Raw genomic sequence first — 22,180 nt, forward strand, 5'->3', positions numbered from 1 at the left:
GTTATAGGGTGCCGTCATTGCGTATAGGCACCTAGACCAACCGGAGAAACCTCTATGTTCTTGTTGTCGCTCGTTATCTTTATCGCTTTGCTCACGGTAGTGTTTTACTACCAAGTGCCCTTGCTGCTCAGCTCTGTGGTGCTGGTGGCCGGCTCATTTATCCTGACGTTTGTCTCGGCCTGGATGTGGCTTTTGTTTTTGCCTACGCTCGCGCTGACGGTGTTTTTGAATGTCCCGGCTCTGCGACGTCCGATACTTATTCAGCCTGTGTACAAATTGTTGCAAAAAGCCATGCCGCCCATGAGCGTTACCGAGCGCGAGGCGATGGAGGCGGGTACCACCTGGTGGGAGAAAGACCTATTTAGCGGCCGCCCCGACTGGAAAAAGTTTGTCGATATCGAGCTGCCCCAATTGAGTGAAAAAGAGCAAAGCTTTCTCGATAATGAGGTTAACGAGCTGTGTACGCGCATTAATGAATGGCAGATTTTTGAAGATCAGGATCTGTCTCCCGAAGCTTGGGAGTACTTAAAAGCCGAGGGCTTTTTTGGCTTGATTATCCCCGAGGAGTACGGCGGCCGCGACTTTAGCCCCTACGCCCAGAGCCGGGTAATGAGCAAGATTGCCAGTCGCTCGATTACCGCGGCGGTGACCGCCATGGTGCCTAACTCATTGGGCCCCGGTGAGCTGTTGATGAAATACGGCACCGACGAGCAAAAGCAGCGCTGGCTGCCGGGGCTGGCTGACGGCACCGAGATTCCCTGCTTTGGTTTAACTGGCCCGGAGGCGGGCTCTGACGCCGGCTCGATCCCGGATATTGGTGTGGTTTGTAAAGGCCAATTTGAGGGCCAGGAAGTTGTCGGTCTGCGCCTGAATTTCTCTAAGCGCTGGATCACACTGGCGCCGATTGCCACCGTAGTGGGCTTGGCGTTTAAGCTAAAAGACCCGGAGCACCTGTTGGGGGATAGCAACAAGTCCGACTACGGTATTACCTGTGCCTTGTTGCCCGCCGATCATCCCGGCATCGAGATTGGCCAGCGCCATAACCCCGGCTCGCCGTTTATGAACGGCCCGATCAAAGGTGTCGATGTTTTTATTCCGCTGGATTGGATTATTGGTGGGCCCGCTATGGCCGGTAAAGGCTGGCGTATGCTGATCGAGTGTTTAGGTGCCGGGCGCGGCGTATCGCTGCCTGCGCTGTCGACCGCCAGTGGCGAGATGAGCTATTTAACCGTGGGCGCCTACGCCCGAATCCGTCGCCAGTTTAATATGGAGGTGGGCAAGTTTGAAGGTGTGCAAGAGGCCACCGCCGAAGTGGCCGCCAATGGTTATACCCTGGAGGCTATGCGCCAATTAGTCACTCGCGGGCTCGACTCGGGTGCGCCATCGGTGATGACCGCCATGGCCAAATACCACGCCACCGAGCTGATGCGCACCTCGGTTAATCACGCCATGGACGTGGTCAGCGGTCGCGCTATTCAGCTGGGGCCACGTAACTTTACGGCGTTTGCCTATCGCGCCCTACCGGTTGCCATTACCGTCGAGGGGGCGAATATTCTGACTCGCTCGCTGATGATATTTGGCCAGGGGGCGATGCGCTGTCATCCTTACTTGTTTGATGAGGTGCAAACCTTGCAAGCTGAAGACGAAGATGCGGCGTTGGAGACCTTTGACGGCCTGTTTATGAAGCATATAGGCCATGTGCTCAGCAATATCACCCGCCTCAAGCTGTTTAGTTTTACCGGCTCGCGCTTTAGCCCCACACCGGTTAATGCCGATGATTTCTCGCGCCGCTGGTATCAGCACATTAACCATATGAGCGCAGCATTTGCGGTGGCGGCCGATGTGGCATTGGGTGTACTGGGCGGCGACTTAAAGCGCCGCGAGCTACTGTCGGCGCGTTTAGGTGATGTGCACAGTCAGTTATTTATTGCCTGTAGCATTTTAAAATTTCACGGCGCGCACCCACGTACCGATGATGAAGACGCCCACGCGCAATTTGCCTTAGAGCAATCGCTTTATAAAGCTCAAGAGGCGCTGTTGGATTTTTATCGTAACTTCCCGCTGCGCCCTGCCGCCTGGGTCTTTAAACTGGCTACATTTACCTTTGGCCGCAAGTACAAAGCGCCGTCCGATGATGCTGTGCGGCGGCTGGGTGGTTTGATTATGGAAGACAACAGCGTGCGTCAGCAGCTGGCCAGCTATGTCTACGTAAGCAATGATCCCACTGATTCGGTAGGGCGGGTAGAGACTACGTACCAGATGCTGCTGGCGCTGGGTGATAGCTGGCACAACTTCTCCCGGGCGCAGGCAAAAGGTGAGCTAACGGGCGAGACCCTGGAGTCGCGCTTACACGATGCGGTAGCGCGCGGCATTATTAATGAATCTGATGTGACACCGCTAATGGAATACGATGCGCGGCGCTACGACTGCCTGTTAACCGATAATTTTGATAAGCTTTAAGGCTAACAATCGTTTAACGCCATAAGTGTGAGACCCCGCGGGCGCAAGTGCTCGCGGTTTACAATAATAAATTAGCAGGAGCCGCCAATGAGCAGGCTAGCTGATGCCGACCCAGACTGCCGCCAACAGGGCGACGCCGGGGTTCCGGTTGAAACCGTGATTATTCCGAACATGCGCGACATCGGCGATTTTTCGGTTCGTCGTATTTTGCCGGCGCCCAAACGACGGGCGGTGGGCCCATTTGTATTTTTTGATCATATGGGGCCAACCACATTTAACCCAGGCGCAGGGCTCGATGTCCGGCCTCATCCCCACATCGGGTTATCGACCTTAACCTATTTGTACGAGGGCAGTATTCTGCATCGTGACAGTTTGGGGTTTAAGCAGCTTATCGCCCCCGGCGCGGTTAATTGGATGACCGCTGGCCGCGGTATTGTCCACTCCGAGCGCAGCTCGGATACGGCGCGAGCCCAGGGCCAAACCTTGATGGGGCTGCAGGTATGGGTGGCGTTACCCAAAGCGTTTGAGCAGTGTGCTGCGCAATTTGTGCATTACAGTGTGGCGAGCTTGCCCGAAATTGAGGCCGATGGGGCCCGGGTAAGGGTTGTGGCAGGGGAGTGTTTTGGCGCGCACGCCCGGTTAGAGACGCAGTCCCCCCTGTTTTATGCCGATGTTAACCTCGCGCCGGGCGGTGTATTAAAAATTGACGCCGATTATACCGAGCGGGCTATTTACCTTGTGACAGGCGCTATCGAGGTGGATGGTTGCTGTTTTAGCGACGGGCAAATGGCGGTGTTAAAACCCGCCGCAGAGATCATCGTGCGCAGCGCAACGGGGGCAGTGTTTGTTGTGGTTGGGGGCGAGCCGCTGGACGGTCCGCGACACCTGTGGTGGAATTTTGTCGCCAGTGACCGCGAGCTAATCGAGCAGGCAAAAGCGGATTGGCGTGAGGGAAAATTTGGTCATGTTCCGGGCGACACCGACTTTATTCCTTTGCCTGAGGCTTAGTGCCTTTCTCGTTAATAGACTCACCCGCCGCATGCGCTGTCTCGTGATCGATGCCATTGGCGACCTGCATGCAGTTTTCGTAGGCTTCTTCTGTGGTTTCATAGCTACAGCTATAGTGATTAGCCATTTTGTTTTGCGTGCAAGCCGCGCTACATAACAGGGTAAAAAGAGCGATCAGTTTATACATAGTGTTGGCGTATATTCATTGATGGCTTGTGCCGGATAAGTTTAATGAGTGTGAACAGACTCTACGACCCTATTATGCCTGTCGGGCAATTCTTACAGCAATAGAGTTCACGTTGTTATGGCGGATTATACGGTGAGAGCGGCATAATCTGGCGTTTAGCCCGGTTAATGCCCAGATTGTTCTGGTTACAGTTGTTGCGACCACTGCAGCGGGGGTAAACTGGGGATAATCGTCTGATGCGCAGGGACATGCTCAGGAATAATAAATAATGCGCGGCGCTTACCAGGGCCTTCGCGGACGTCTCAGGCAGGCTTCGGGTTAACCCCTCTCGCTCGAGCCGCACGGCTGCCGGGATTCGGCGGTGATACTTACCGCCGTGAGTGCGCACCTCTGGGCGCTACTGTGCTTGGGTTCCTGCCATGAAAAAAACACGTCTCTTTAAACCGGTTTTGTATGATGATTCAGGCGAGTACTGGATCGGCCAGCTTATTTTTTGGTTTGGACTCTCTGTTATTCCGTTTCTCGGTATGGTGCTTTGGTATGAGCGCGCCGAGTGGATTTATATTCAGCACATGTTTTTGCAGGCGGCCATGGGGTTGGTGCTGTCTCAGGCGCTTGCTTACTGTTATCTCGCCATCTGGCCTTTAAACGCGCTGGTACGTCTGGTGCTAGCACTGTTACTCGCCGGCCTCACGGCATTTGCGTGGACGGCATTGCGCATTGTTACCTACATTTGGTTAACCGATGAGACGGGAACCTGGGCTGAATTTGGCGGTTGGTATTTTGGTGCGTTTTATATTTACCTGTGTTGGTCGGCGCTGTATCACGGACTTAATTATTACTTGTTGTTGCAAGTAGAACACGCCGCTCATTTGGAAGATATTGAACGCGCCCGCCACGAGCAAATCAGGCGTTTAAGGGCCGAAGCTATTGCCCGGGAGGCGCAGTTAAAAATGTTGCGCTATCAAATAAATCCGCATTTTTTGTTTAACACGCTTCATTCAATTTACGCATTGGTGCGTCTTAAAGAGGAAAAGCAATCTCTCGCGATGATCGACCGGCTGGGTAAGTTTTTACGTTATTCGCTTGAGTATGACCCCAATGTGAAAACGACCCTTAATGATGAAATAAAAACCATGTCGTTATACGTTGACATTGAGCGAATTCGTTTCTCTGATCGATTAGAATTATTTTTTCACATAGAGGGAGAGGCCGGTCGGGCCCAGGTGCCAAGCCTGTTGTTACAACCGCTGATTGAGAACGCGGTAAAATACGCGGTGGGCGGTACCGAGCAGGGAGCAAAAATAGAGATAAGTGCCCGGGTTTCCGATCAGCGCTGGCTGGTAATAAGTGTCGCCGATAATGGCCCGGGTTTTGGTAAAGCGCGTAGCACTAGCGTGCCCAGCCATGGCGTTGGTCTACGTAATATCAGTGAGCGACTGGAAACACTTTTTAACGAAGACTATCAGTTTCAATTGCTCGATGTTGAACCCCACGGTTTGAATGTCGAAATTCAAATCCCTTACACAACCTAGAAGTATCTTCGTGATGACACTATTAAAAACAATAATTGTAGATGATGAGCCTTTAGCGTTGGGGGTGTTAAGTGCCTGTTTGGCTGAGTTCCCCGACATTGAAGTAGTGGCCCAGTGTCGCAATGGTCGTGAAGCGATTGAAGCGACACTGAGGTTGCAGCCGGATTTAATGTTTTTGGATATTCATATGCCCGGTAAAAATGGTTTTGAGGTGATAAAAGCACTGCAAAATGATGTGATGCCAATGGTGGTATTTGTTACTACTTACCAGCAATATGCGCTCGATGCGTTTGATTTGCACGCGGTGGATTATATCCCTAAGCCACTCGATGAAGAGCGGCTCGCTCGCGCCGTAGGGCGTGCGTTAGAACGCTTTCACTCGGCGCAGGGGCGGGGCGAGGTGAAGCAGCCGCTGATTGGCGCGATTGATGACCTGCTGCAGCGCTTGAGTGATAACGCCGATAGTGCGCCGCCGGTAAACAGTGCGCACTCGCTGGCCGATGCCAAGCTGGTAGTGCGCGATGCCGGGTCGGCGCGGGTGATCGCGCAGCATACGATTGACTGGGTCGATGCCGCCGGTGATTACATGTGCATTCACGCCGACGATGAGACGCATATTATGCGCAGCACTGTTAAAGAGCTAGTTGCAGCACTGGATGAGCGAATGTTTCGGCGTATCCATCGCTCCACGATTGTAAATATCGATCGTATCGCCAGCGTCCAATCGCTGAGCAAAGGTGACTACCTGGTGTTACTCCAATGCGGTGAACAGTTGAAAGTAAGCCGTAGCTTTAACGAGCCGATTAAGCAGCTGTTAAAAAAGGTTTAAGGCTCAATTCGCAATGAGTGAGAGGGCGGTCACAGCCCGGCCGGGCGCCATCCTATTTGTCGCCAAAAGGGTCCGGCTTGTCTCGCGCCGGTTGCGCCAAAAATCTGGCTGGTGCACTCTTGCAATTGCCCATAGTCTGGAAAGTGTCATAAAAACAAGCCAGACGCCCCTCAACGGAATGTGCCAACGGATAGTTCCCGCGGCTACCCTCTCGCAGGCAAGCTTTAAAAATCCTGACATTACAAAACCTATAAACCGAATTGCAGGACAAAAAGATGATGATTTCGAGAAAGCCACTTTGGCAAGCCATCGTGCTTGCAGGCTCTTGCGTTGCGGCGCAAGCAGCTACCGCCCAGAGTACCCCTATTTGGTCTGATGAGTTTGATGGCGAGCGTTTAGACCGCTCCATCTGGAGCTTTAATACCGGTGGTGACGGCAACGGCAATGGCGAGTTGCAGTATTACACCGCCTCCCACGACAACGTTTACTTAGAGAACGGCAGCCTAATTATTGAGGCCAAGCGCGAGGCCTACGAGGGCAGAGAGTTTACCTCGGGCCGTATTCATACCAATGGCCGCTTTGGGTTTCGCTACGGCACCATTGAGGCCCGTATCAAGTTGCCCGACTTAGCCGATGGCCTGTGGCCCGCCTTTTGGATGATGGGCAATAACTTTGGCATCGATGGCTGGCCTAAATCCGGCGAGTGGGACATTCTGGAGGCCGGTTACAAAGCGGCCATTGATGCCGGCACTGTGAATCACGCGGTCTCTGGCGCGCTGCACTGGTGGCACGAATCGGGCGATTGGAGCGATTGGCTGCAAGCCGATGCCGCCGCCGATATCGAGACGCCTTTTAACCTCAATGATGACTTCCACACCTATAAAATGGATTGGACGCCCGAGCAGGTGACCATGTATGTGGATGATATTGAGTTTTTTAACATGGATATCACCGACCCTAACATGTCGGAGTTTCGCGATAACCCAGCCCACATTATTTTAAATTTGGCGGTGGGCGGCTGGAATTTTGTTGAGCTGACCGAGCCGAGCCAGATTACCGCATCCTTTCCGGCCAAAATGGCGGTGGATTATGTGCGTTTGTACGAGAACAACTACACCGAAATTCACCGGGCCGAAGATACTCTGGCCACGGGCACTTACGGTGTCAGCACCGAAACGACTCCCGTGTTTAGCGAGCTAAACTGGGGCGATAATACCAACCTGTATATCTGGAACAACATGACCACCGCCACCACGGCGCCGTCCGAGGGCAGCTCGGCGCTGGCCTACGACATTGCCCCAGGCGACTGGTGGGGCATGGGTTTGTTGCACAAAGACCAAAACTTGCGTAACTACAAGCACGGTTATCTGCACTTTGATATGAAGACCGAGTCGGTAGAGCCGATTACGATTGGGCTATCAAGTACCTCGGGCGGTGACGGCTCGGTAACTCTGGCCGCCGGCGGCGATCAGTTTGGTTTGCAGCGCACCGGTGAGTGGACTCATGTGGCGATCCCCATGGCTGAGTTTGGCGGGGTCGATTTTGAAACCATTAAACAACTGTTCAGCATGTCCGGCCCGGCTCCGGCCGAGGCGATGAACCTCGCCGTGGACAATATCTACCTTACCGAGAGTGTTGAGCTGGACGCGCCCGAATTTGGCGCCTTTGGCATTTATACCGAGACGCCCGAGCACCGCGATGCCGGTGATTTTGCTTTTGGGGTAAACGGCGACTTGTTTATCTGGGACGACACTCTGACCTTGCAGCCTGACGGTATCCTGGAGGGTAACGGCTCATTGCACGTCGACTCGACCGGCAAAGGTTGGTACGGGATGGGCCTGACCGCGCGCGAAGGCTTTAACCTAACCGCCTTTGATAACCCCAATGGCATGCTGCACTTTTCCATGAGAACTACCTCTAACGCCGAGTTTAAAGTGGGCATGAAGAGCGGTAGCGTCGATGATATTGGCCAGTTGTGGGTCGACTTTGCACCCGGCGCCGACCCTTACGGTTTTGCCCGTGACGGCCAGTGGCATGACATTGTTATTCCAATGTCGGAGATTTCTCTAGACGTCGATTTGTCGGATGTCCGCCAGGTGTTTCAGGTGCTGGGCGTGGGCGAGGTCGAAGGCTTAGCGATTGATGACGTGTATTTGTCAGGCGGCGAGCAGGCCACGCAGTCCGGCAACAATGGTGAAGTGGTTAACCGTGCGCCGCAGGCCGCCATAAAAACCTCGGTTACACAGGGTGGTGCGCCGCTTACCGTTGAGTTTGATGCGAGTGCCTCGACCGATGTGAACGGCGATGAGCTTACCTACGTGTGGGACTTTGGCGATGGTAGCTTGGGCAGTGGTGCTACCGTTACCCACGAGTACCAAACCGAGGGCAGCTACGAGGTAATCGTCAGCGTTAGCGACGGTGAGCTGGAAGACACCACCACCAATTATGTTATTGTCGATGGCAGTCACAGCTCGGGCAAAAGTGCTAAGCGCGGTTTAGGCTTTGGTCATCACTCTGAAGACGACCTGGCGGCTATCTCTGAAGGCATCAGCTGGTGGTACAACTGGAGTCACAAGCCCGATGTACAGATTGCTGATGTGTATCAAAACTACGGTGTCGAGTTTGCGCCTATGGCCTGGAACGGCGGTTTTGATGATCAGGGTATGCGCGACTATATTGCCGCTCACCCCGATGTCGAGTACATCCTGGCGTTTAACGAGCCCAACTTTCTCGATCAAGCCAATATGACACCGTCACAGGCGGCGGCCGAGTGGCCGCGGCTAGAGGCCATTGCCGACGAGTTTGACTTAGACATCGTCAGCGTTGCCATGAACTACTGCGGCAACTGCAACAGCGAAGGCGGCACTACGTACTATGACCCCATCGACTACCTGGATGATTTCTTTGATATCTGCCCAGACTGTCGTGTGGATGCCATCTCGATTCACGCCTATATGGAAGATGCCGGTGGTGTTGAGTGGTACGTGGATCGCTTTAAAAAGTACAATAAGCCGATTTGGATGACCGAGTTTAGTCACTGGATTGATAGCACCACTCTGGAGGACCAGAAGAAATTTTTGATTCAGGTGGTCGACTCGTTTGAGAACGATGACGACGTTGAGCGTTACGCCTGGTTCACCGGCCGTCGCAATGGTCACCCGTACAATGGCTTATTTGATTATCGTCAATCGGGTGTTTTGACCGAGCTGGGTAGCATTTACGTTAATATGCCGGTGCATAACGACAGCAATGTGCACTCGGTACCCTCGCGTGTTCAGGCCGAAGAGTATGCCGATATGGACGGCGTGCGGGTTGAGCAAACCGACGACTTCTCAGGCTTCTTAAACTTAAGCGATATCGCGCCGGATGCCTGGGCCGACTACCAACTTAACGTTGCGGCCTCAGGCAGCTATGAGCTGAGCTTGCGGGTTGCCAGTGAAGTGGGTGGCAACATTACCCTGTTGCTTGACGGCCAGGAGAGCGGCGTTGTCAGCGTTGGCTCTACCGGTGGCCTGCAAGCGTGGGAGACGGTGACCGAGTCGATCGATCTGAGCGAAGGTGCACACACATTACGTTTGGCGTTTAGCGACGTGGTGAATGTTAACTGGATGGACTTTAGCGTTGAAGACGATGATACCGGCCCTGAGCCAACGGCCAACCTGGCTACCGGCAAAGCGGTTTATACCTCGTCTAACGAATCCGATGGCATGAGTGGCGCGCAAGCGGTTGATGGCGATGCCGGCACCCGCTGGGCCAGTGGCTGGACCGACGGCGAGTGGATCTACGTCGACCTGGAGCAGGTGTACAACATTAGTTCGGTTAACCTGAGCTGGGAAGCGGCCTACGGCAGCGATTACCAGATCCAGGTCTCCGACGATGCCAGCAACTGGAGCACTGTACGCACGGTATCCGGCGGCGACGGCGGAGTTGATACGCTGACCGATCTCGCGGCCAGCGGCCGTTATGTGCGCCTGCAAGGTGTTGCGCGAGGCACGGCGTGGGGTTACTCGCTGTTTGAGATGGAAGTATACGGCAGCGCCAATAACGGCGGTGGCAGCTCATCCAGTGTTAGTTCGTCTAGTAGTTCTTCCAGCAGCTCTCAGGATAGCTCTAGCTCATCCAGCTCGTCCTCTAGCAGCAGCTCGGTAAGCTCTAGCAGCGAGTCGTCAAGCGTTAGCTCCTCCAGCAGCAGTGTGCCTGTCGGCTCAGGCGGTAGTGATATGGCTGCCGGTGCTCAGGTGGATGCTTCATCGGCGGAAGGTGGCTATTGGTTGGCAAGCTACGCCACCGATGGCGATGCCAATACCCGCTGGGCCAGTGAGTTTAGCGATGATCAGTGGATCCGGGTGGACGTAGGCGCAACCCGCACCATTACCAATGTGGTACTGAGCTGGGAAGCGGCTTACGGCAAAGGCTATCAGATACAAGTGTCTGACAATGGCAGCGACTGGACCACTGTGTTCACCGAGGCCAATGGCGACGGTGGTATCGATGATCTGGCGGTAAGTGCCACTGGCCGCTATGTGCGTATGCTCGGAGTCGAGCGTGGCACCGGCTACGGTTACTCACTGTGGAGCTTTGAAGTCTACTAAACAAAAAGTCACTAAGTGCAAACGCAAAAGGCCCCGGTAGTTGCCGGGGCCTTTTGCTAACTTCTGTTCTTCTCTAATCTGAGTAAGTCCTGTTACTCGGTTCTTCCTCGCCGAAACTTGCTAAATTCTGCGTTGCATGAATTTAGCCCAAGTCCACCGGCGGGGCTTTTTCGCGCAATTTACATCAGTGCCTGGCTTTGTCCGTCTGCCATTAAAACACTGGCCTCTTTGAGTAAACTGTTTTCGTTTAAGTAGCGCGCAATCGAGCTAAAGGTGGTTGTCGCAACGGGGCCTGAGTGGTCATCCCGTGCTATGTCCTTCATTACCACGCTGCCCAGTAAAATTTTAACTGGACTCTCTTGCACGACCATTGGCGTAAAGTGCGCTTTGGCGTTGGCTTTTAATTTGGCTTTATCCTGGGTTTGATAAATAGCCGCATTAATAATATCGAGGGTATATTCGGTACAGTTTTGATACTTGGAGTTAAACGGGTTGGCAATGGCCGAGTAGCTCGGCACATGCACCGCTTGGGCTTTACCCTCGGCGTACAGGCTAATCAGCCGTTGTTGTAAATCGGCGCTCGGAATAACTATTCCGGCTTTTAATACTTTGGCCGACCAAAAAAAGTCGGTGGGGTAATCTGTTACCAGTTCACTTTCATCAACCGCATCGGCTTTTTGGTACAAGTTGTGAACCGCATAGCCCTTGCGTGTGGTGCCGTCCTCGAGCGCGATGCTCGAATAAATGGCAACGGCCGTGTGAGTGAAGCGAATACCCTCGGGCAGTGAGTCCTCGGGGCGACCTACCCGGCCAATAATAAAAGCGCGCGCGCCACGCTGGGCGGCGTAGTGTTCTACCGACTTAGCAAAAGCGGTGATTTGTTCGGGGGGAAACTGGTTGTCCTCGGCGCTGGCACTACCCGCCCACAGGCGGGTAGGCAGTACCGCGGTGCTTAGTATTAACAGCAGTGCGGTAAGTTTTTTCATGTTAGATCGCTCCCTGATCGTTAACGGTTTGCATGTGTTGGCGCGGGGCCGGGTCGGCAATGATGGTATCATCTGAAATCTCTAGTGGCTCGTCATCAAGCGCAAACTCCATCATTTTTTCACCGGTTTTGCCGGCTGCTTTACCGACTTCGCCCACCACCACGAGCGGTGTGGCGACCGCAGCACTAACGACTTGAGCGCCAGCGGTGGCAGAGTGCCCGGCGGCCAGTGCCGAGTGCTCGGCCGCTTTACTGGCGTTTTGCGATGCCGCACAGGCCGGCAGAGCACACAAGGCTAATAACGTGAAAAGTCCGATTTGTTTTGTTGATTTATTCATGTTGTTCTCCGTTTACTTAATGTCCATGAGTGGTTGCTGTTGACCAGCAGGAGCCATACTAATCGAGGGCTATTTAAAGTAAACCAATAGTGATAATGTAGCGATTTAATACTCTTTAAGTCTATGGATAATATACTTTGAGTCAGATACCTAAGATTTGCGATGCGTTAAAGGCCCTGTTGCGCGAGCGCGGCATTACCTATCGGGACCTTGCCGCTTCGCTCGGTATGAGCGAGGCCAACGTCAAGCGAATGTTCTCGCAACACAGTTTGAGCTTGGCGCGGCTAGAAGAAATTTGTCGCGTGTTGCATTTAAGCCTGCATGATTTTTTTGCTCTGGCCGAGCCCGTCAACAGCGAGATTACCCAGCTAAGCCTGGAGCAAGAGCAACAGTTGGTGGATAACCCCACCTTGTGTTTGGTGGCGGTTTGCGTGCGTGATGGTTGGAGCTATGAAGAGATCATCGAGCACTACCGCATCTCTGAGCATGAGTGCGTGCAGTTATTGGCCCAGCTCGATCGTTTAAAGTTGTTGCAGTTATTGCCGGGCAACAAATACAAAGTGCTAATTTCGCGCAACCTGCGCTGGATTCCCGGTGGGCCTTTGGAGCGGTTTATTACCCAGGATGTGATCAGTAAGTTTTTGCAGGGCAGCTTTACTGAGGAGGAGAGTTTTCGGTTTTACTTGCGTGGCTCTTATTCGCAGGCGTCTATTCATCATTTGCAGCGGCGCCTAGAGCAATTAACGGCCGAGGCCGAAGAGCTGAACCGGGTGGATGCAAAGCTACCGCTAAGCCAGCGCACCCATATTGGTATTTTAATGGCCATGCGGCCCTGGGAATTGTCGCAGTTTCAAAAGCTGCGGCGCAAGGCCGCAGCGATATAATGCCCTAAGCCTTTAAGCTCTGCATTTCGATATCACAGCTAATATCGTGCTCGGCGCAAAAATCTAACACCTCTTGGGTTTCGGCCATGCCGCCGATCAAAGAGCCGGCCAGTACGCGGCGGCGCATGACTAAGTCGCCGGCTTGCAGCGCGGGCTCTACCGGTTCTAATAAACCTACCAGAATGTGTACCCCGTCAACGCTGAGGCAGTTAATGTAGCGGTTTAGATCGTGCTGTACCGGAATGGTACCCAGCAAGTAATCAAACTGTTCAGTGGCGGCGGCCATTTGCGCTCTCAGGCTTTCAGGCAGGTTCGTAATGTAGACGCCATTTTGAAGGTGTGTCCACCCATCGAAAAGTGGCGACGACGGGTACGGGCCAGCCTGGAAGCCCCGTGGGGCGAGGTCTGAAGCGCACGTCTGCCGCGCCTTGTCTCTAGCAAAGGGAACCACCCTGTCCGTCGAGACAATGCACAGCAGCTGCACGCTTCAGGCCACGCTGAGTATGCAAGGGGTTTTACAACGGCCTGCTAGGTGTCATATACCCAAAAATTAATGCTGTAGCCCGGCACCCGATTGTCGGCCTCGGGTTGGGGCAATTGCTCAAGTGCCAAATCGCCTTTTTGCAGCTTGGGCCGAACCCCGTTGATAAACACTTTGCGGCTGGTCAGTTTTTTGGCGGTAACGCTGTAGCGCTCGGCCAGCTGGCCGCTAATGTCGAGCGTAAGACGCACGCCCCGCGGCTTTAAGTTAATAATCATCACCGTGTGTTGTTTGCCGTTTGGGTGGCGATGGCAATAAATCCGTAAATGTTTATCACTATGGTAGCAGCGGTGCACCTGACGCCCCATCAGCCGAACCCACAACCAACTTACCCAGTAATCGGGCCGGGGCTTTAAGGTTAAGCGGTCAAGCAAACCGTAATCGCCGCCCAGCAGGCTTTGGCGCACCATAACTTGATGGCCCAGCAGTGCGCCCTGACCCAGCTGATCGGCCCACCAAAACGACGAGATAAAGCGATCGGATAATTTCGGTTGTCCACCGCACTGAGCCGAGCCAGTTTCACCGGTCCAGAGCTCCGCTTGTGGCTGGTACTGGTCTCGCCAAAAGGCTAGGGTCTGGCTATATTTATCAAAATCTGCGTAGGATTTAGGGTTGAGCAAGGTGCGTAAGTTGGCGCCGCGGGTGCGCACCGGCGAGCGGGTACTTTGAAACGGGTAGTAGTGCCAGTTGACGATGTCCAGCGGCGCGGTTAGCTCTTGTAAAAAACGGCGGGTAATATTAGAGAAAGGTTTAAACGCCTCGCCAATCAGGGGCCAGAAAGCGCTGCCAGGGCCTGATACCCGCGCCTCGGGGTAGTATTCGCGAATGTGGTTGATAAACGTGGTGTAGTCGGCAGCCAGATCCCGCGCTTTGGGCTGGGCACGCAAGCCGTGAAACGCCCAGTAGGCGTTTAGCTCGTTGCCCAATTCAAACACATCGATCACATAATCGTGTTCGGCGCTGTAATCGAGTAACTCCTGCACTTCGTCGCCGCACCACTGGCCATGATCGTGGCGGGTAAATAAGCCGTACTTAACGGTAAATATCAGCTTAAGGTTGTTGCGCTCGATAAACTGATGCAGGCGATCCCACTGTTTACGCGTCAGTACTAGCGCACCCGGTTCATCGGGCGGAGCGGCAAAATAGTGAATTTTGTCCGCCTCGGAGCCGCCGATGCGAAGGTACGAGGGCCCCAGCGCCTGTACCAGTGTGTCGAGTTTTTTGCCTTTAAGTGCCAGTGGCGGTACACGCAAGGTGCCCAGGCCGCGACGAGAGCCCTCGCTGCCTTCCCACCAAAAGCCACCGGCAAGTACCGAGATATCAATCGAAAAAGATAGATAATAGGGGCTGACGCTAGAGTGGATACTTTGGGTCTCAATCGTCACCGCGACCGCGCTGCTGGCCGTACCGGCGCGAGCGGTGTAATGGCGTTTTAAGCGCGCGTACCAGCGTGGTAGCGTTAGTAGCAAAGAGTTAGGCATAATAATATAAGCGCCTACATAGCAAGCAGAGAATGTCGCGCCGATGGTAGCGTTTAAATGTGAACAAGAGATTGCAGTATGCCGGTTAAGACAAAGCACTATCTAATATCGGGTCGGGTGCAGGGTGTGTCCTATCGGGCCAGCACCGAGCAGCAAGCTCATCAACTCGGTTTGACGGGGTGGGTGCGAAACCTAACCGATGGGCGAGTTGAGTTAATGGCCTGCGGGTCAGATGTGCAGCTACAGACACTAGAGCGATGGCTGTGGCAGGGGCCCGCACGGGCGCAAGTGAGTCAGGTGGGCGTAACTGAGGTGAGTGTATCAGCTGGCGATGACTTTGTAGTGGCTGAAACGGCGGTCACTGCCGCACGGTATTAGACGAGTATGGGTCGTTTTCTGGGTGTGTTTTTTTGTGTTATGACCGGCTTATTTGTGCTGGAGTTATTGCCGGTGGGCCAGCGGTATCTGGTTGCGCCTTTAACCGTCGCGCTCACCCACAGTTGCGCTTTTATTATTGAGCTCTTGGGGCGCGAGTTATTGGTTGATGGCATTTTAATTATCGATAACGCCTCTGGATTTACCGTGCAGATCGCCGCCGGCTGCAACGGCGTGGAAGCAATGATTTTGTTAATCGCCGCAATTGTCGCGTTTCCGGCGCCTTGGCGCTATAAGTTGGGGGGCTGATTTTAGGGCTCATCTCAATTCAGTTACTCAATATTGTTCGCATAGTTTCTTTATTTTATTTGGGAATTTTTTATAAGGCGGCGTTTGAGTGGGCCCACCTGTATATCTGGCAGGCGCTAATTATGCTCGATACGCTGTTGGTTTGGATGGTGTGGATCCGCTATATACCAGAGCGTGACGCGGTAGGGCCTGCCAATGCCCCAGCGTGAATTTTCGCCGGTGCGCTATTTTGCTCAGGTGTTACTCTGGTTGCCGCTGTTTTTTGTTATCTGGTATTACCTGGCGGGGCTGCTGACGATTATCCCCGCGCATTTGAGTGAGTGGTTTATCCAGTTGATTCGGCCAGGTACGCTGGTAGAGGTCGATTGGGTAAACCGCAAGCTTGAGTATATTACCAGCTTTACCTTGGTGGCAGGCGATGCCGGTCGCTCTGGTAATGTCGTCGTCACCCTTAACCCCTTGATCTACTCCTGGAATATTCCGGTATTGCTCGCGCTTTGTTACTCAGTTGGGGATAAATTGTTTTCTAATACACGGGTAATTATCGGCTTATTTGCGCTGATGCCAATGCATGCGTGGGGTTTGGCCGCCGAATTTTTTATTGCGGTGATGTTTCGAATGGGCGATTCAGTGGCGCAGCAAATGGAGGTGGAGCAGTGGCAACGTGATCTGGCGGCGCTTTGTTATCAGTTTGGCTACTTAATGTTGCCTGTCATCGGTGCCGTAAGTGTTTGGTTTCTCGCCAATCGCGCCCTGGTGCAACAGCTTATTGATCGGCGCAAATAACGGCGGCTAATGCTTGAGTTTTTTTACCAGTGTAAAGCTACCTACCAGAATTGCGCCGGCGGCCACCCCAATGGCGCCATTGATAAGCGTGGGAGTGAGTGCCCCGAGGACAGTCCCGATGGTGGGTAAACTGGCCGCCCAGTGAGCGCTGTGCTCACTAAAGTGATGCAGTACCGAAACGCCGTGCACTAAAATACCACCGCCAACTAAAAACATGGCAATGGTGCCGGCTATGGATAAAAACTTCATCAGCTTGGGCGCCGCCGCCAGTAGTAAGCCCCCCAGCGACTTCTGCCAGGAATGGTTGCCATTTTTTTTCAGCCATAAGCCCGCGTCATCAATTTTAACAATACCGGCCACTAAGCCGTAAACGCCGATGGTCATGCTGAGCGCAATAATACAAAGCACGATAATTTGCTGGGTTAAATCGGCTTGGGCTACTGCGCCCAGGGTAATGGTAATAATCTCGGCGGATAAAATAAAATCGGTGCGGATCGCACCTTTAATTTTACTTTTCTCAAAAGCCACCATATCGGTATTATTTTGCGCAAGTGCTTCTAGCCGGGCTTTGTGCTCGGACTCCTGTTGCTTTTTAGGGTGCAGCCACTTGTGAGCTACTTTTTCAAAACCCTCAAAACACAAGAAGGCACCGCCCAGCATAAGCAGGGGGACAATCAGCCACGGAATAAACGCACTGATTAGTAAGGCTGCAGGCACCAGAAGAAACTTATTGAGCATTGAGCCTTTAAATACGGCCCATACCACGGGTAACTCGCGGTCGGCTTTTACTCCGGTGACCTGCTCGGCATTAAGCGCTAAATCGTCCCCCAATACGCCGGCGGTTTTTTTGGCGGCCACTTTAGTCATTACCGATACGTCGTCAAGCAATGTGGCAATGTCATCGATCAGTGCTAATAGGCTGGTTCCCGCCATAGTTTAATTCTCTTGTGGTTTGCCAAAGACCAACACAAAACGGTCGGTGTTGCCGCGGATACTGGGGTCAAATACATTCAGAGTCAAATCATCGGCGGGGTTGTGTAGTGTGTCGGGTTGCGCCAGCAGCACGAACCCGGCCGCCGTAATGTCGGCAATCGCGGTAGATTTTTCGATTCGGTGCAGTGATTTTGTTTGGCTTATACCCGTGCCCTTGGCGCCACTGTGATCGATAATAACCAGCTTGCCGTCGTTTTTTAAGGCTTGATACAGCTGTGCCAGAATATCTTTACGGTCGTGAGGGCCCCAGTTGTATTCGGGCACCTCGTGGTATAAGTCGTGATAGGCCATTACCAGTAAAAAGCCGTCGACACTGCGAGGGGCAAAGCCCAGATCGTCGGTTTCGGAGACAATAACGTCAAACGGGGCGGGCGGCCCTAAACGCTCAAGCCGCACGGTTAGGTCATCTTTCGCGAAGGCTGCAAAAGCGGCATTGTTGTATAATATGGCATCGCCCTCGGGGCCTACGGCCGCTGCCAATAGCTCGGCGTAGTAGCCCGAGCCGCCAAATAGGTCGACCACGGTTTCCCCTGGCTCGAGCTCAAGCAGGGGGATAATAGCCTGGGGTTTACTGGTGTGGTCGCGCTGAATATCTTCCGCGCTGCGCTGTTCGGCCGCCTTTGCCTCGGGTGGCACTGTGTTGTCGGCCATTACCCGGTTGCCGAGCAGCAGTAGCAAAAAAGCTAATGTGAGTGTGGTGTTCATGTTGACGCTCCGTGTTTTGAACAGGACTTATCATAACATGCTGCACGGGGCGCGATTGCCACTAAGGCCATGTAATGCGCTTGGTTTTTGGCGCCAAATTAATGTCTCTATGGTTGGTGTTTACTGTCTCCGTGCACGGGGTAATGCCGGGGCGAGCTGTAATGGCTTGTAGTTGTACCGTGCAAAACCGTGCACTATGCTTTTGAGTGGAATTTTTGCGTGGGAACTAGGGCCATGATTCAGATTGACTTGCTGCCAGTGACAGATAACGACACGGTGTTTTTGCAGCGTTTGTACGTAAGTACCAGGCAACAGGAAATGGCGATGGCAGGGCTAGCAGCCGATCAGGCAACGGCGTTTTTACACTCACAGTTTAATGCCCAGAGGTTGCACTATCGCCAATATTACCCGCAGGCACAGTGCGATGTTATTAGCTGCGACGGTGTGCCCGCGGGGCGCTTGTATGTAGATCGCTCGGGCGATGAGATACGTATCGTCGATATCGCATTGTTACCGGAGTATCGAGGCCGGGGCATTGGCTCGCGGCTATTACAGGGGATCTTAGCCGAAGCGCGTGAGGCTGGTTTGGCGGTATCCCTACACGTCGATAAGCTTAACCCTGCGCTGCACTGGTATCGGCGTTTGGGGTTTGTCACACTTGAAGAGCGCGGTATGTATGATTTTATGCGTTATTCCAGTGCCGGTAGCGACGAGTCCATAACGATTGAACATGCCGGCTAGCCGGGTGTTAGCCCAGCACGGTATCGAGATACATCATCACGGAAAAGCCTGTCAGCAGCGAGAAGGTGGCAAACCCCTCGTGATTGCGGCGATGGGTTTCGGGGATAATTTCGTCGCTGATAATAAAGAGCATAGCGCCGGCCGCGCCGCCCAAAATCCACGGCAGTAAGGGCGTGGCCACCGAGACTAGCGCGGCCCCAAACAGGCCGCCAACAGGCTCGAGTAATCCGGTTAAGGTGGCCACCCCAAATGAGTACCAGCGCGAGTAGCCAACCGCCAGTAACGAGACGGCTACGGCTAGGCCTTCGGGAATATTTTGCAAACCAATACCGATAGCCAGGGGTAAACCATTATCGATGTTGCCATTGGCAAAACCGACCCCAACGGCCATCCCTTCGGGAAAGTTGTGCAAGGTAATCGCCAGTATAAATAGCCAAATTCGCCGCAGGTGCCTGGCGTCGATACCGGGTTCGGGTTTTTGAAAATGCTGATGGGGGGTGTATTTGTGAATCACCGCCAAGAGCGCCGCGCCCAATAACATCCCGGCCAGCACGATTAACACAGCGCTGCCTTGCTCATGACCCTGAGATTGTGCCTGGTCAATACCGGGCAGCAGAAGTGAAAAAATCGAGGCCGCCAACATGATGCCGGCGGCGGCGCTTAGTAAGATATCTTCATTGCGCGACGAGAGTTTTCGGATCAGGACTATGCCTGCCGCACCCACAGCCGTCATCATACCTGCCCCTAAGCTGCCTAAAAAACCTAAGGCGATGATGTCCCAGGACGAAACCATGTACGCGCTCCATTAAAGTGTCCGCTCTATTGTGTCGCTGCTGAGAGTGGAACGCAATATTAATGACTACACGTTATTGCGGGCGATAATAAATATCAACGTGTGGTGTGTCGTCTTGTTCCGGAAAGCTGAGGTTAGAGACTCCTCGGTACTGTACCAGGCGCTGATCCGACCGCTGGTAAGTTAACTCAATAGTATCCACCAGCATTCGCAAAAACCAATTATTAATATCCAGTGACAGACATAAAAAAAGGTTCGAATCATATTCTTCGCATGGACGAGAGCTGAGCTTTAGTTCAACTAACCTCTCGCGCCTGGGTAGTAAAAAGAAAAAGGTTTCGGACTCCCCCTGACTGAGACTTTGCCAATGCTGACGCACGAATGGATCAAACCCGGCATCGACCACGAGTGGTGATTGAATGCCGATCTCCGCGGTGTATTGCTTACCCTTGTCAGAGCGTTGAATACTAATGTGCTTATCGTTGACGGTGACTTGCAGTGACTCTTGATTGCGACTGTCGGTTAGCGTAAAGCTAGGGGCCGTCGGTTGCTGGCCGTAGGTGAGCGTTTTTTGCGCCCAGAGCGTTCCGTCTGGCTGGGTGTAAATGACCTCCTGCTGCCTGATGTCGTTATTGACGTTCGAGTAATTGTGTACCTCACGATACAGCAGCGTCTCGGTAGCTTGGCGGTATGCCTCCCCGGTGACACCGCGAGAGGTACTAGTGGCTTGCGTTATCGAACAGGTGAAAGCCAATAGCAGAAAGCAGAAGCTCGATAGGTTACGCTTAGCGTTAAGTGTCACGATAGCCTCCTCGCATTTGGCCGACAGTTCCGGCGACAATAATAGAGTGCTGTGGGAAATACGATGGCCCAGCCAATGGCCACGGCCATAAGGGGTTGCCAAATCGGTATTGCAAACTGTGCGTCGCTTATTTTAACTCCGGCAAAGTAGCTGAGTGGGGCAAATAGGGCCGCCAGCAGTGCGCTGGCTAAAGGGTATCGCGCCAGCCAGTAGAGTGAGTGATTAACCGTGGTGGCAAACAGTACCCAAAGGCAAATAAGCCATACAGGTATTAGAGCAAATCGTTCGCCGATATAAACGGTGCTTTGCGGCGCTGCAAAGCTGATAAGTCCGGTGCTCATTATTAGCCCGTCCCAGACAATACCGGCCAAGGCGATACCGGCTAACAATCGCCACTCGCGGGGCGAGTGAAGCATAAATATTGCGTGAACAACAAGCGCGACCAAGGTAAAGCCCAGCGCCCAGTAAGAGCCGCCTATCAAGCAAACGAACCAGCCGACTTGAAACAGCGACATATTGGTGATGAGCCTCACCAGGTGTATGCGTTGGGCTTTTAGCATTGGTGTCGCCTTAGTAAGTGGGTTGGCGCCATTGCGGCTTTGCCAGTAAAAATTGGCCGGTGCCAATTACCCGTTCACTAAAGCCACCTTCGCAGTAACTTAAATAGTACTCCCACATGCGAATAAAAGTATCGTTAAACCCCAGTGCTTTTACTTGCTCAAGATTATCGTGAAAGCGTTGGCGCCAGTGGGCAAGCGTTAACGCATAATGTTCACCAATGTCCTCCATCCCCACCATTTGCATGTCGGTGTGGCGACTAAGCTGCTTGGTGATCTCACGATCACTGGGTAGGCAGCCGCCCGGAAAAATATACTTTTGAATAAAATCTACCGAACGGCGGGCATAATCGTAGCGTTGATCCGGAATAGTAATCGCTTGCAGTAGCATTAGCCCATGGGGCTTAAGGCGTGACGAACAGGTAGTAAAGTACTCGCGGTAATACTCGTGTCCCACGGCCTCAATCATCTCGATAGAGACGAGTTTATCGTAGCTGCCGGTTAGCTTGCGGTAGTCCTGGCATAATACGGTAACCTGGCCAGTTAGGCCGGCTTGTTTTACGGCTTCACAGGCGTGCCGGTACTGCTCTTGCGATATGGTGGTGGTGGTGACTTTACAGCCATAGTGGCGCGCTGCGTGAATGGCCATAGCGCCCCAGCCCGTGCCAATTTCTAGCAAGTGGTCGTCGGGGGTTAAATGTAATTTTTGACAGATATTATCGATTTTTTCCCGCGATGCCTGTTCAAGCGTTGTGGTCGCGCGGTTAAATCGCGCCGCCGAATACATCATGCTACTGTCTAAAAACAGTGAAAAAAACTGATTGCTTAAGTCGTAGTGCGCGGCAATATTCGCGCGGGCATTATCCTCGGTGTTGCGGCGGGACCAGTGGTAGAACTTTTCTAATAGCTTGCTTACGCCGAAGCGCGAGCTATCAACATCGTTAAGCAGCTCGAGGTTGGCGCACATTAATTTGGTCAGGGCGGTAAGGTTGGGTGAGCTCCAGGCGCCGGCCATATAGCCTTCGGCTGCGCCAATGGAGCCGCCCAACATAAAGCCGCGGTAGGCACTTGGTTGGTTGACACAAATGTGGGCATGATGAGGCGCGCTGGCCCCGGCCTCACCGAGGTAGATAATCTCATCTTGATCTTCAATAACCAGCCGGCCCACGCGAATATTTTTTAATTGCCGCAATACCTGCTGTTTGGCAATACGATCCAGCATGCTGGGTTTAACTTGCCGGGCGATTCTCGAGCGGTTAAGTGTTTCCATTGTCATGCT

The 22,180-nt window shown here is 53.3% G+C and carries 22 protein-coding genes; 11 read left to right on the forward strand and 11 right to left on the reverse strand.

The window, feature by feature from the left end:
* Positions 1 to 54 precede the first annotated feature (54 nt).
* Both AAC019_RS11520 and AAC019_RS11525 read left to right on the forward strand, forming a co-directional pair.
* A complete protein-coding gene (locus tag AAC019_RS11520) occupies positions 55 to 2,460 on the forward strand; it encodes an acyl-CoA dehydrogenase (protein ID WP_339899047.1) in 2,406 nt (801 codons plus the stop codon).
* 87 nt (positions 2,461 to 2,547) lie between these two features.
* The gene (locus tag AAC019_RS11525; RefSeq protein ID WP_339899048.1) at positions 2,548 to 3,468 is read left to right on the forward strand and encodes a pirin family protein; all 921 of its coding nucleotides are present in this window, start codon (positions 2,548 to 2,550) and stop codon (positions 3,466 to 3,468) included.
* On the opposite strand, the gene AAC019_RS11530 is transcribed toward AAC019_RS11525, so the two are convergent.
* Positions 3,446 to 3,595, reverse strand: coding sequence for a hypothetical protein (locus AAC019_RS11530; RefSeq protein WP_339899049.1), 150 nt, complete (start codon positions 3,593 to 3,595; stop codon positions 3,446 to 3,448). The two genes, AAC019_RS11525 and AAC019_RS11530, sit on opposite strands and share 23 nt — an antisense overlap.
* A 479-nt stretch (positions 3,596 to 4,074) precedes the next feature.
* On the opposite strand from AAC019_RS11530, the gene AAC019_RS11535 reads away from it, so the two are divergent.
* From AAC019_RS11535 to AAC019_RS11545, 3 genes are all read left to right on the forward strand, one after another.
* A complete protein-coding gene (locus tag AAC019_RS11535) occupies positions 4,075 to 5,190 on the forward strand; it encodes a histidine kinase (RefSeq protein ID WP_339899050.1) in 1,116 nt (371 codons plus the stop codon).
* 13 nt (positions 5,191 to 5,203) lie between these two features.
* The gene (locus tag AAC019_RS11540; protein WP_339899051.1) at positions 5,204 to 6,019 is read left to right on the forward strand and encodes a LytTR family DNA-binding domain-containing protein; all 816 of its coding nucleotides are present in this window, start codon (positions 5,204 to 5,206) and stop codon (positions 6,017 to 6,019) included.
* A 275-nt stretch (positions 6,020 to 6,294) separates the two neighbouring features.
* A complete protein-coding gene (locus AAC019_RS11545) occupies positions 6,295 to 10,611 on the forward strand; it encodes a glycosyl hydrolase (protein ID WP_339899052.1) in 4,317 nt (1,438 codons plus the stop codon).
* Positions 10,612 to 10,790: 179 nt separating this feature from the next.
* On the opposite strand, the gene AAC019_RS11550 is transcribed toward AAC019_RS11545, so the two are convergent.
* Both AAC019_RS11550 and AAC019_RS11555 read right to left on the reverse strand, forming a co-directional pair.
* Positions 10,791 to 11,597 (reverse strand): DUF2145 domain-containing protein, encoded by an 807-nt coding sequence (locus tag AAC019_RS11550; protein WP_339899053.1) that lies wholly within the window; start codon positions 11,595 to 11,597, stop codon positions 10,791 to 10,793.
* 1 nt (position 11,598) lies between these two features.
* The gene (locus tag AAC019_RS11555) at positions 11,599 to 11,934 is read right to left on the reverse strand and encodes a hypothetical protein (protein WP_339899054.1); all 336 of its coding nucleotides are present in this window, start codon (positions 11,932 to 11,934) and stop codon (positions 11,599 to 11,601) included.
* Positions 11,935 to 12,071: 137 nt separating this feature from the next.
* On the opposite strand from AAC019_RS11555, the gene AAC019_RS11560 reads away from it, so the two are divergent.
* Entirely contained in the window at positions 12,072 to 12,818 is a 747-nt protein-coding gene (locus tag AAC019_RS11560) for a helix-turn-helix transcriptional regulator (RefSeq protein WP_339899055.1), read from the forward strand.
* A 4-nt stretch (positions 12,819 to 12,822) separates the two neighbouring features.
* Here AAC019_RS11560 and AAC019_RS11565 read toward each other — a convergent pair whose 3' ends face one another.
* The gene (locus tag AAC019_RS11565; protein WP_339899056.1) at positions 12,823 to 13,302 is read right to left on the reverse strand and encodes a zinc-binding dehydrogenase; all 480 of its coding nucleotides are present in this window, start codon (positions 13,300 to 13,302) and stop codon (positions 12,823 to 12,825) included.
* A gap of 44 nt (positions 13,303 to 13,346) precedes the next feature.
* Positions 13,347 to 14,840, reverse strand: coding sequence for a glycoside hydrolase (locus tag AAC019_RS11570; RefSeq protein ID WP_339899057.1), 1,494 nt, complete (start codon positions 14,838 to 14,840; stop codon positions 13,347 to 13,349).
* A gap of 78 nt (positions 14,841 to 14,918) precedes the next feature.
* On the opposite strand from AAC019_RS11570, the gene AAC019_RS11575 reads away from it, so the two are divergent.
* Genes AAC019_RS11575 through AAC019_RS11590 form a run of 4 tightly spaced genes read left to right on the forward strand, consistent with a single transcriptional unit; the run spans position 14,919 to position 16,310 of the window.
* Positions 14,919 to 15,218 (forward strand): acylphosphatase, encoded by a 300-nt coding sequence (locus AAC019_RS11575; protein ID WP_339899058.1) that lies wholly within the window; start codon positions 14,919 to 14,921, stop codon positions 15,216 to 15,218.
* A gap of 6 nt (positions 15,219 to 15,224) precedes the next feature.
* Positions 15,225 to 15,524, forward strand: a complete 300-nt coding sequence (locus AAC019_RS11580; protein WP_339899060.1) for an archaeosortase/exosortase family protein — start codon at positions 15,225 to 15,227, stop codon at positions 15,522 to 15,524.
* Between the two features lie 41 nt (positions 15,525 to 15,565).
* Positions 15,566 to 15,733, forward strand: coding sequence for a hypothetical protein (locus AAC019_RS11585; RefSeq protein ID WP_339899082.1), 168 nt, complete (start codon positions 15,566 to 15,568; stop codon positions 15,731 to 15,733).
* Complete coding sequence (locus AAC019_RS11590) at positions 15,720 to 16,310, forward strand: exosortase H-associated membrane protein (protein ID WP_339899061.1); 591 nt, start codon at positions 15,720 to 15,722, stop codon at positions 16,308 to 16,310. Before AAC019_RS11585 ends, AAC019_RS11590 begins: the two co-directional genes overlap by 14 nt.
* A 6-nt stretch (positions 16,311 to 16,316) precedes the next feature.
* On the opposite strand, the gene AAC019_RS11595 is transcribed toward AAC019_RS11590, so the two are convergent.
* Positions 16,317 to 17,243 carry a DUF808 domain-containing protein gene (locus tag AAC019_RS11595; RefSeq protein ID WP_339899062.1) on the reverse strand — a complete coding sequence of 309 codons (927 nt, stop codon included), beginning with the start codon at positions 17,241 to 17,243 and terminating at the stop codon, positions 16,317 to 16,319.
* A 3-nt stretch (positions 17,244 to 17,246) separates the two neighbouring features.
* Entirely contained in the window at positions 17,247 to 18,008 is a 762-nt protein-coding gene (locus AAC019_RS11600; RefSeq protein ID WP_339899063.1) for a hypothetical protein, read from the reverse strand.
* Between the two features lie 234 nt (positions 18,009 to 18,242).
* Between AAC019_RS11600 and AAC019_RS11605 the strand changes: the two genes are divergently transcribed.
* Positions 18,243 to 18,749: a GNAT family N-acetyltransferase gene (locus tag AAC019_RS11605; protein WP_339899064.1), complete on the forward strand. Its 507-nt coding sequence runs from the start codon at positions 18,243 to 18,245 to the stop codon at positions 18,747 to 18,749.
* 7 nt (positions 18,750 to 18,756) lie between these two features.
* Here AAC019_RS11605 and AAC019_RS11610 read toward each other — a convergent pair whose 3' ends face one another.
* The 4 genes from AAC019_RS11610 to AAC019_RS11625 form a co-directional block, all read right to left on the reverse strand.
* On the reverse strand, positions 18,757 to 19,542 hold the full coding sequence (locus AAC019_RS11610; RefSeq protein ID WP_339899065.1) for a ZIP family metal transporter: 786 nt from the start codon (positions 19,540 to 19,542) through the stop codon (positions 18,757 to 18,759).
* A 73-nt stretch (positions 19,543 to 19,615) separates the two neighbouring features.
* Entirely contained in the window at positions 19,616 to 20,344 is a 729-nt protein-coding gene (locus tag AAC019_RS11615) for a hypothetical protein (RefSeq protein WP_339899066.1), read from the reverse strand.
* Positions 20,341 to 20,904: a DUF2878 domain-containing protein gene (locus tag AAC019_RS11620; RefSeq protein ID WP_339899067.1), complete on the reverse strand. Its 564-nt coding sequence runs from the start codon at positions 20,902 to 20,904 to the stop codon at positions 20,341 to 20,343. Before AAC019_RS11620 ends, AAC019_RS11615 begins: the two co-directional genes overlap by 4 nt.
* Positions 20,905 to 20,914: 10 nt before the next feature.
* The gene (locus AAC019_RS11625; protein WP_339899068.1) at positions 20,915 to 22,177 is read right to left on the reverse strand and encodes a cyclopropane-fatty-acyl-phospholipid synthase family protein; all 1,263 of its coding nucleotides are present in this window, start codon (positions 22,175 to 22,177) and stop codon (positions 20,915 to 20,917) included.
* Between the last annotated feature and the right edge of the window lie 3 nt (positions 22,178 to 22,180).

Origin of the sequence: uncultured Gilvimarinus sp. (genome assembly GCF_963975215.1) — a bacterium.
Lineage (GTDB): Bacteria > Pseudomonadota > Gammaproteobacteria > Pseudomonadales > Cellvibrionaceae > Gilvimarinus.

Excerpts from the sequence above, each read along its gene's own strand:
- AAC019_RS11520 (WP_339899047.1), top strand. The coding sequence starts at position 55 with ATGTTCTTGTTGTCGCTCGTTATCTTTATCGCTTTGCTCACGGTAGTG.
- AAC019_RS11525 (WP_339899048.1), top strand. The coding sequence starts at position 2,548 with ATGAGCAGGCTAGCTGATGCCGACCCAGACTGCCGCCAACAGGGCGAC.
- AAC019_RS11530 (WP_339899049.1), bottom strand. The coding sequence starts at position 3,595 with ATGGCTAATCACTATAGCTGTAGCTATGAAACCACAGAAGAAGCCTAC.
- AAC019_RS11535 (WP_339899050.1), top strand. The coding sequence starts at position 4,075 with ATGAAAAAAACACGTCTCTTTAAACCGGTTTTGTATGATGATTCAGGC.
- AAC019_RS11540 (WP_339899051.1), top strand. The coding sequence starts at position 5,204 with ATGACACTATTAAAAACAATAATTGTAGATGATGAGCCTTTAGCGTTG.
- AAC019_RS11545 (WP_339899052.1), top strand. The coding sequence starts at position 6,295 with ATGATGATTTCGAGAAAGCCACTTTGGCAAGCCATCGTGCTTGCAGGC.
- AAC019_RS11550 (WP_339899053.1), bottom strand. The coding sequence starts at position 11,597 with ATGAAAAAACTTACCGCACTGCTGTTAATACTAAGCACCGCGGTACTG.
- AAC019_RS11555 (WP_339899054.1), bottom strand. The coding sequence starts at position 11,934 with ATGAATAAATCAACAAAACAAATCGGACTTTTCACGTTATTAGCCTTG.
- AAC019_RS11570 (WP_339899057.1), bottom strand. The coding sequence starts at position 14,840 with ATGCCTAACTCTTTGCTACTAACGCTACCACGCTGGTACGCGCGCTTA.
- AAC019_RS11575 (WP_339899058.1), top strand. The coding sequence starts at position 14,919 with ATGCCGGTTAAGACAAAGCACTATCTAATATCGGGTCGGGTGCAGGGT.
- AAC019_RS11580 (WP_339899060.1), top strand. The coding sequence starts at position 15,225 with ATGGGTCGTTTTCTGGGTGTGTTTTTTTGTGTTATGACCGGCTTATTT.
- AAC019_RS11590 (WP_339899061.1), top strand. The coding sequence starts at position 15,720 with ATGCCCCAGCGTGAATTTTCGCCGGTGCGCTATTTTGCTCAGGTGTTA.
- AAC019_RS11595 (WP_339899062.1), bottom strand. The coding sequence starts at position 17,243 with ATGGCGGGAACCAGCCTATTAGCACTGATCGATGACATTGCCACATTG.
- AAC019_RS11600 (WP_339899063.1), bottom strand. The coding sequence starts at position 18,008 with ATGAACACCACACTCACATTAGCTTTTTTGCTACTGCTGCTCGGCAAC.
- AAC019_RS11605 (WP_339899064.1), top strand. The coding sequence starts at position 18,243 with ATGATTCAGATTGACTTGCTGCCAGTGACAGATAACGACACGGTGTTT.
- AAC019_RS11610 (WP_339899065.1), bottom strand. The coding sequence starts at position 19,542 with ATGGTTTCGTCCTGGGACATCATCGCCTTAGGTTTTTTAGGCAGCTTA.
- AAC019_RS11620 (WP_339899067.1), bottom strand. The coding sequence starts at position 20,904 with ATGCTAAAAGCCCAACGCATACACCTGGTGAGGCTCATCACCAATATG.
- AAC019_RS11625 (WP_339899068.1), bottom strand. The coding sequence starts at position 22,177 with ATGACAATGGAAACACTTAACCGCTCGAGAATCGCCCGGCAAGTTAAA.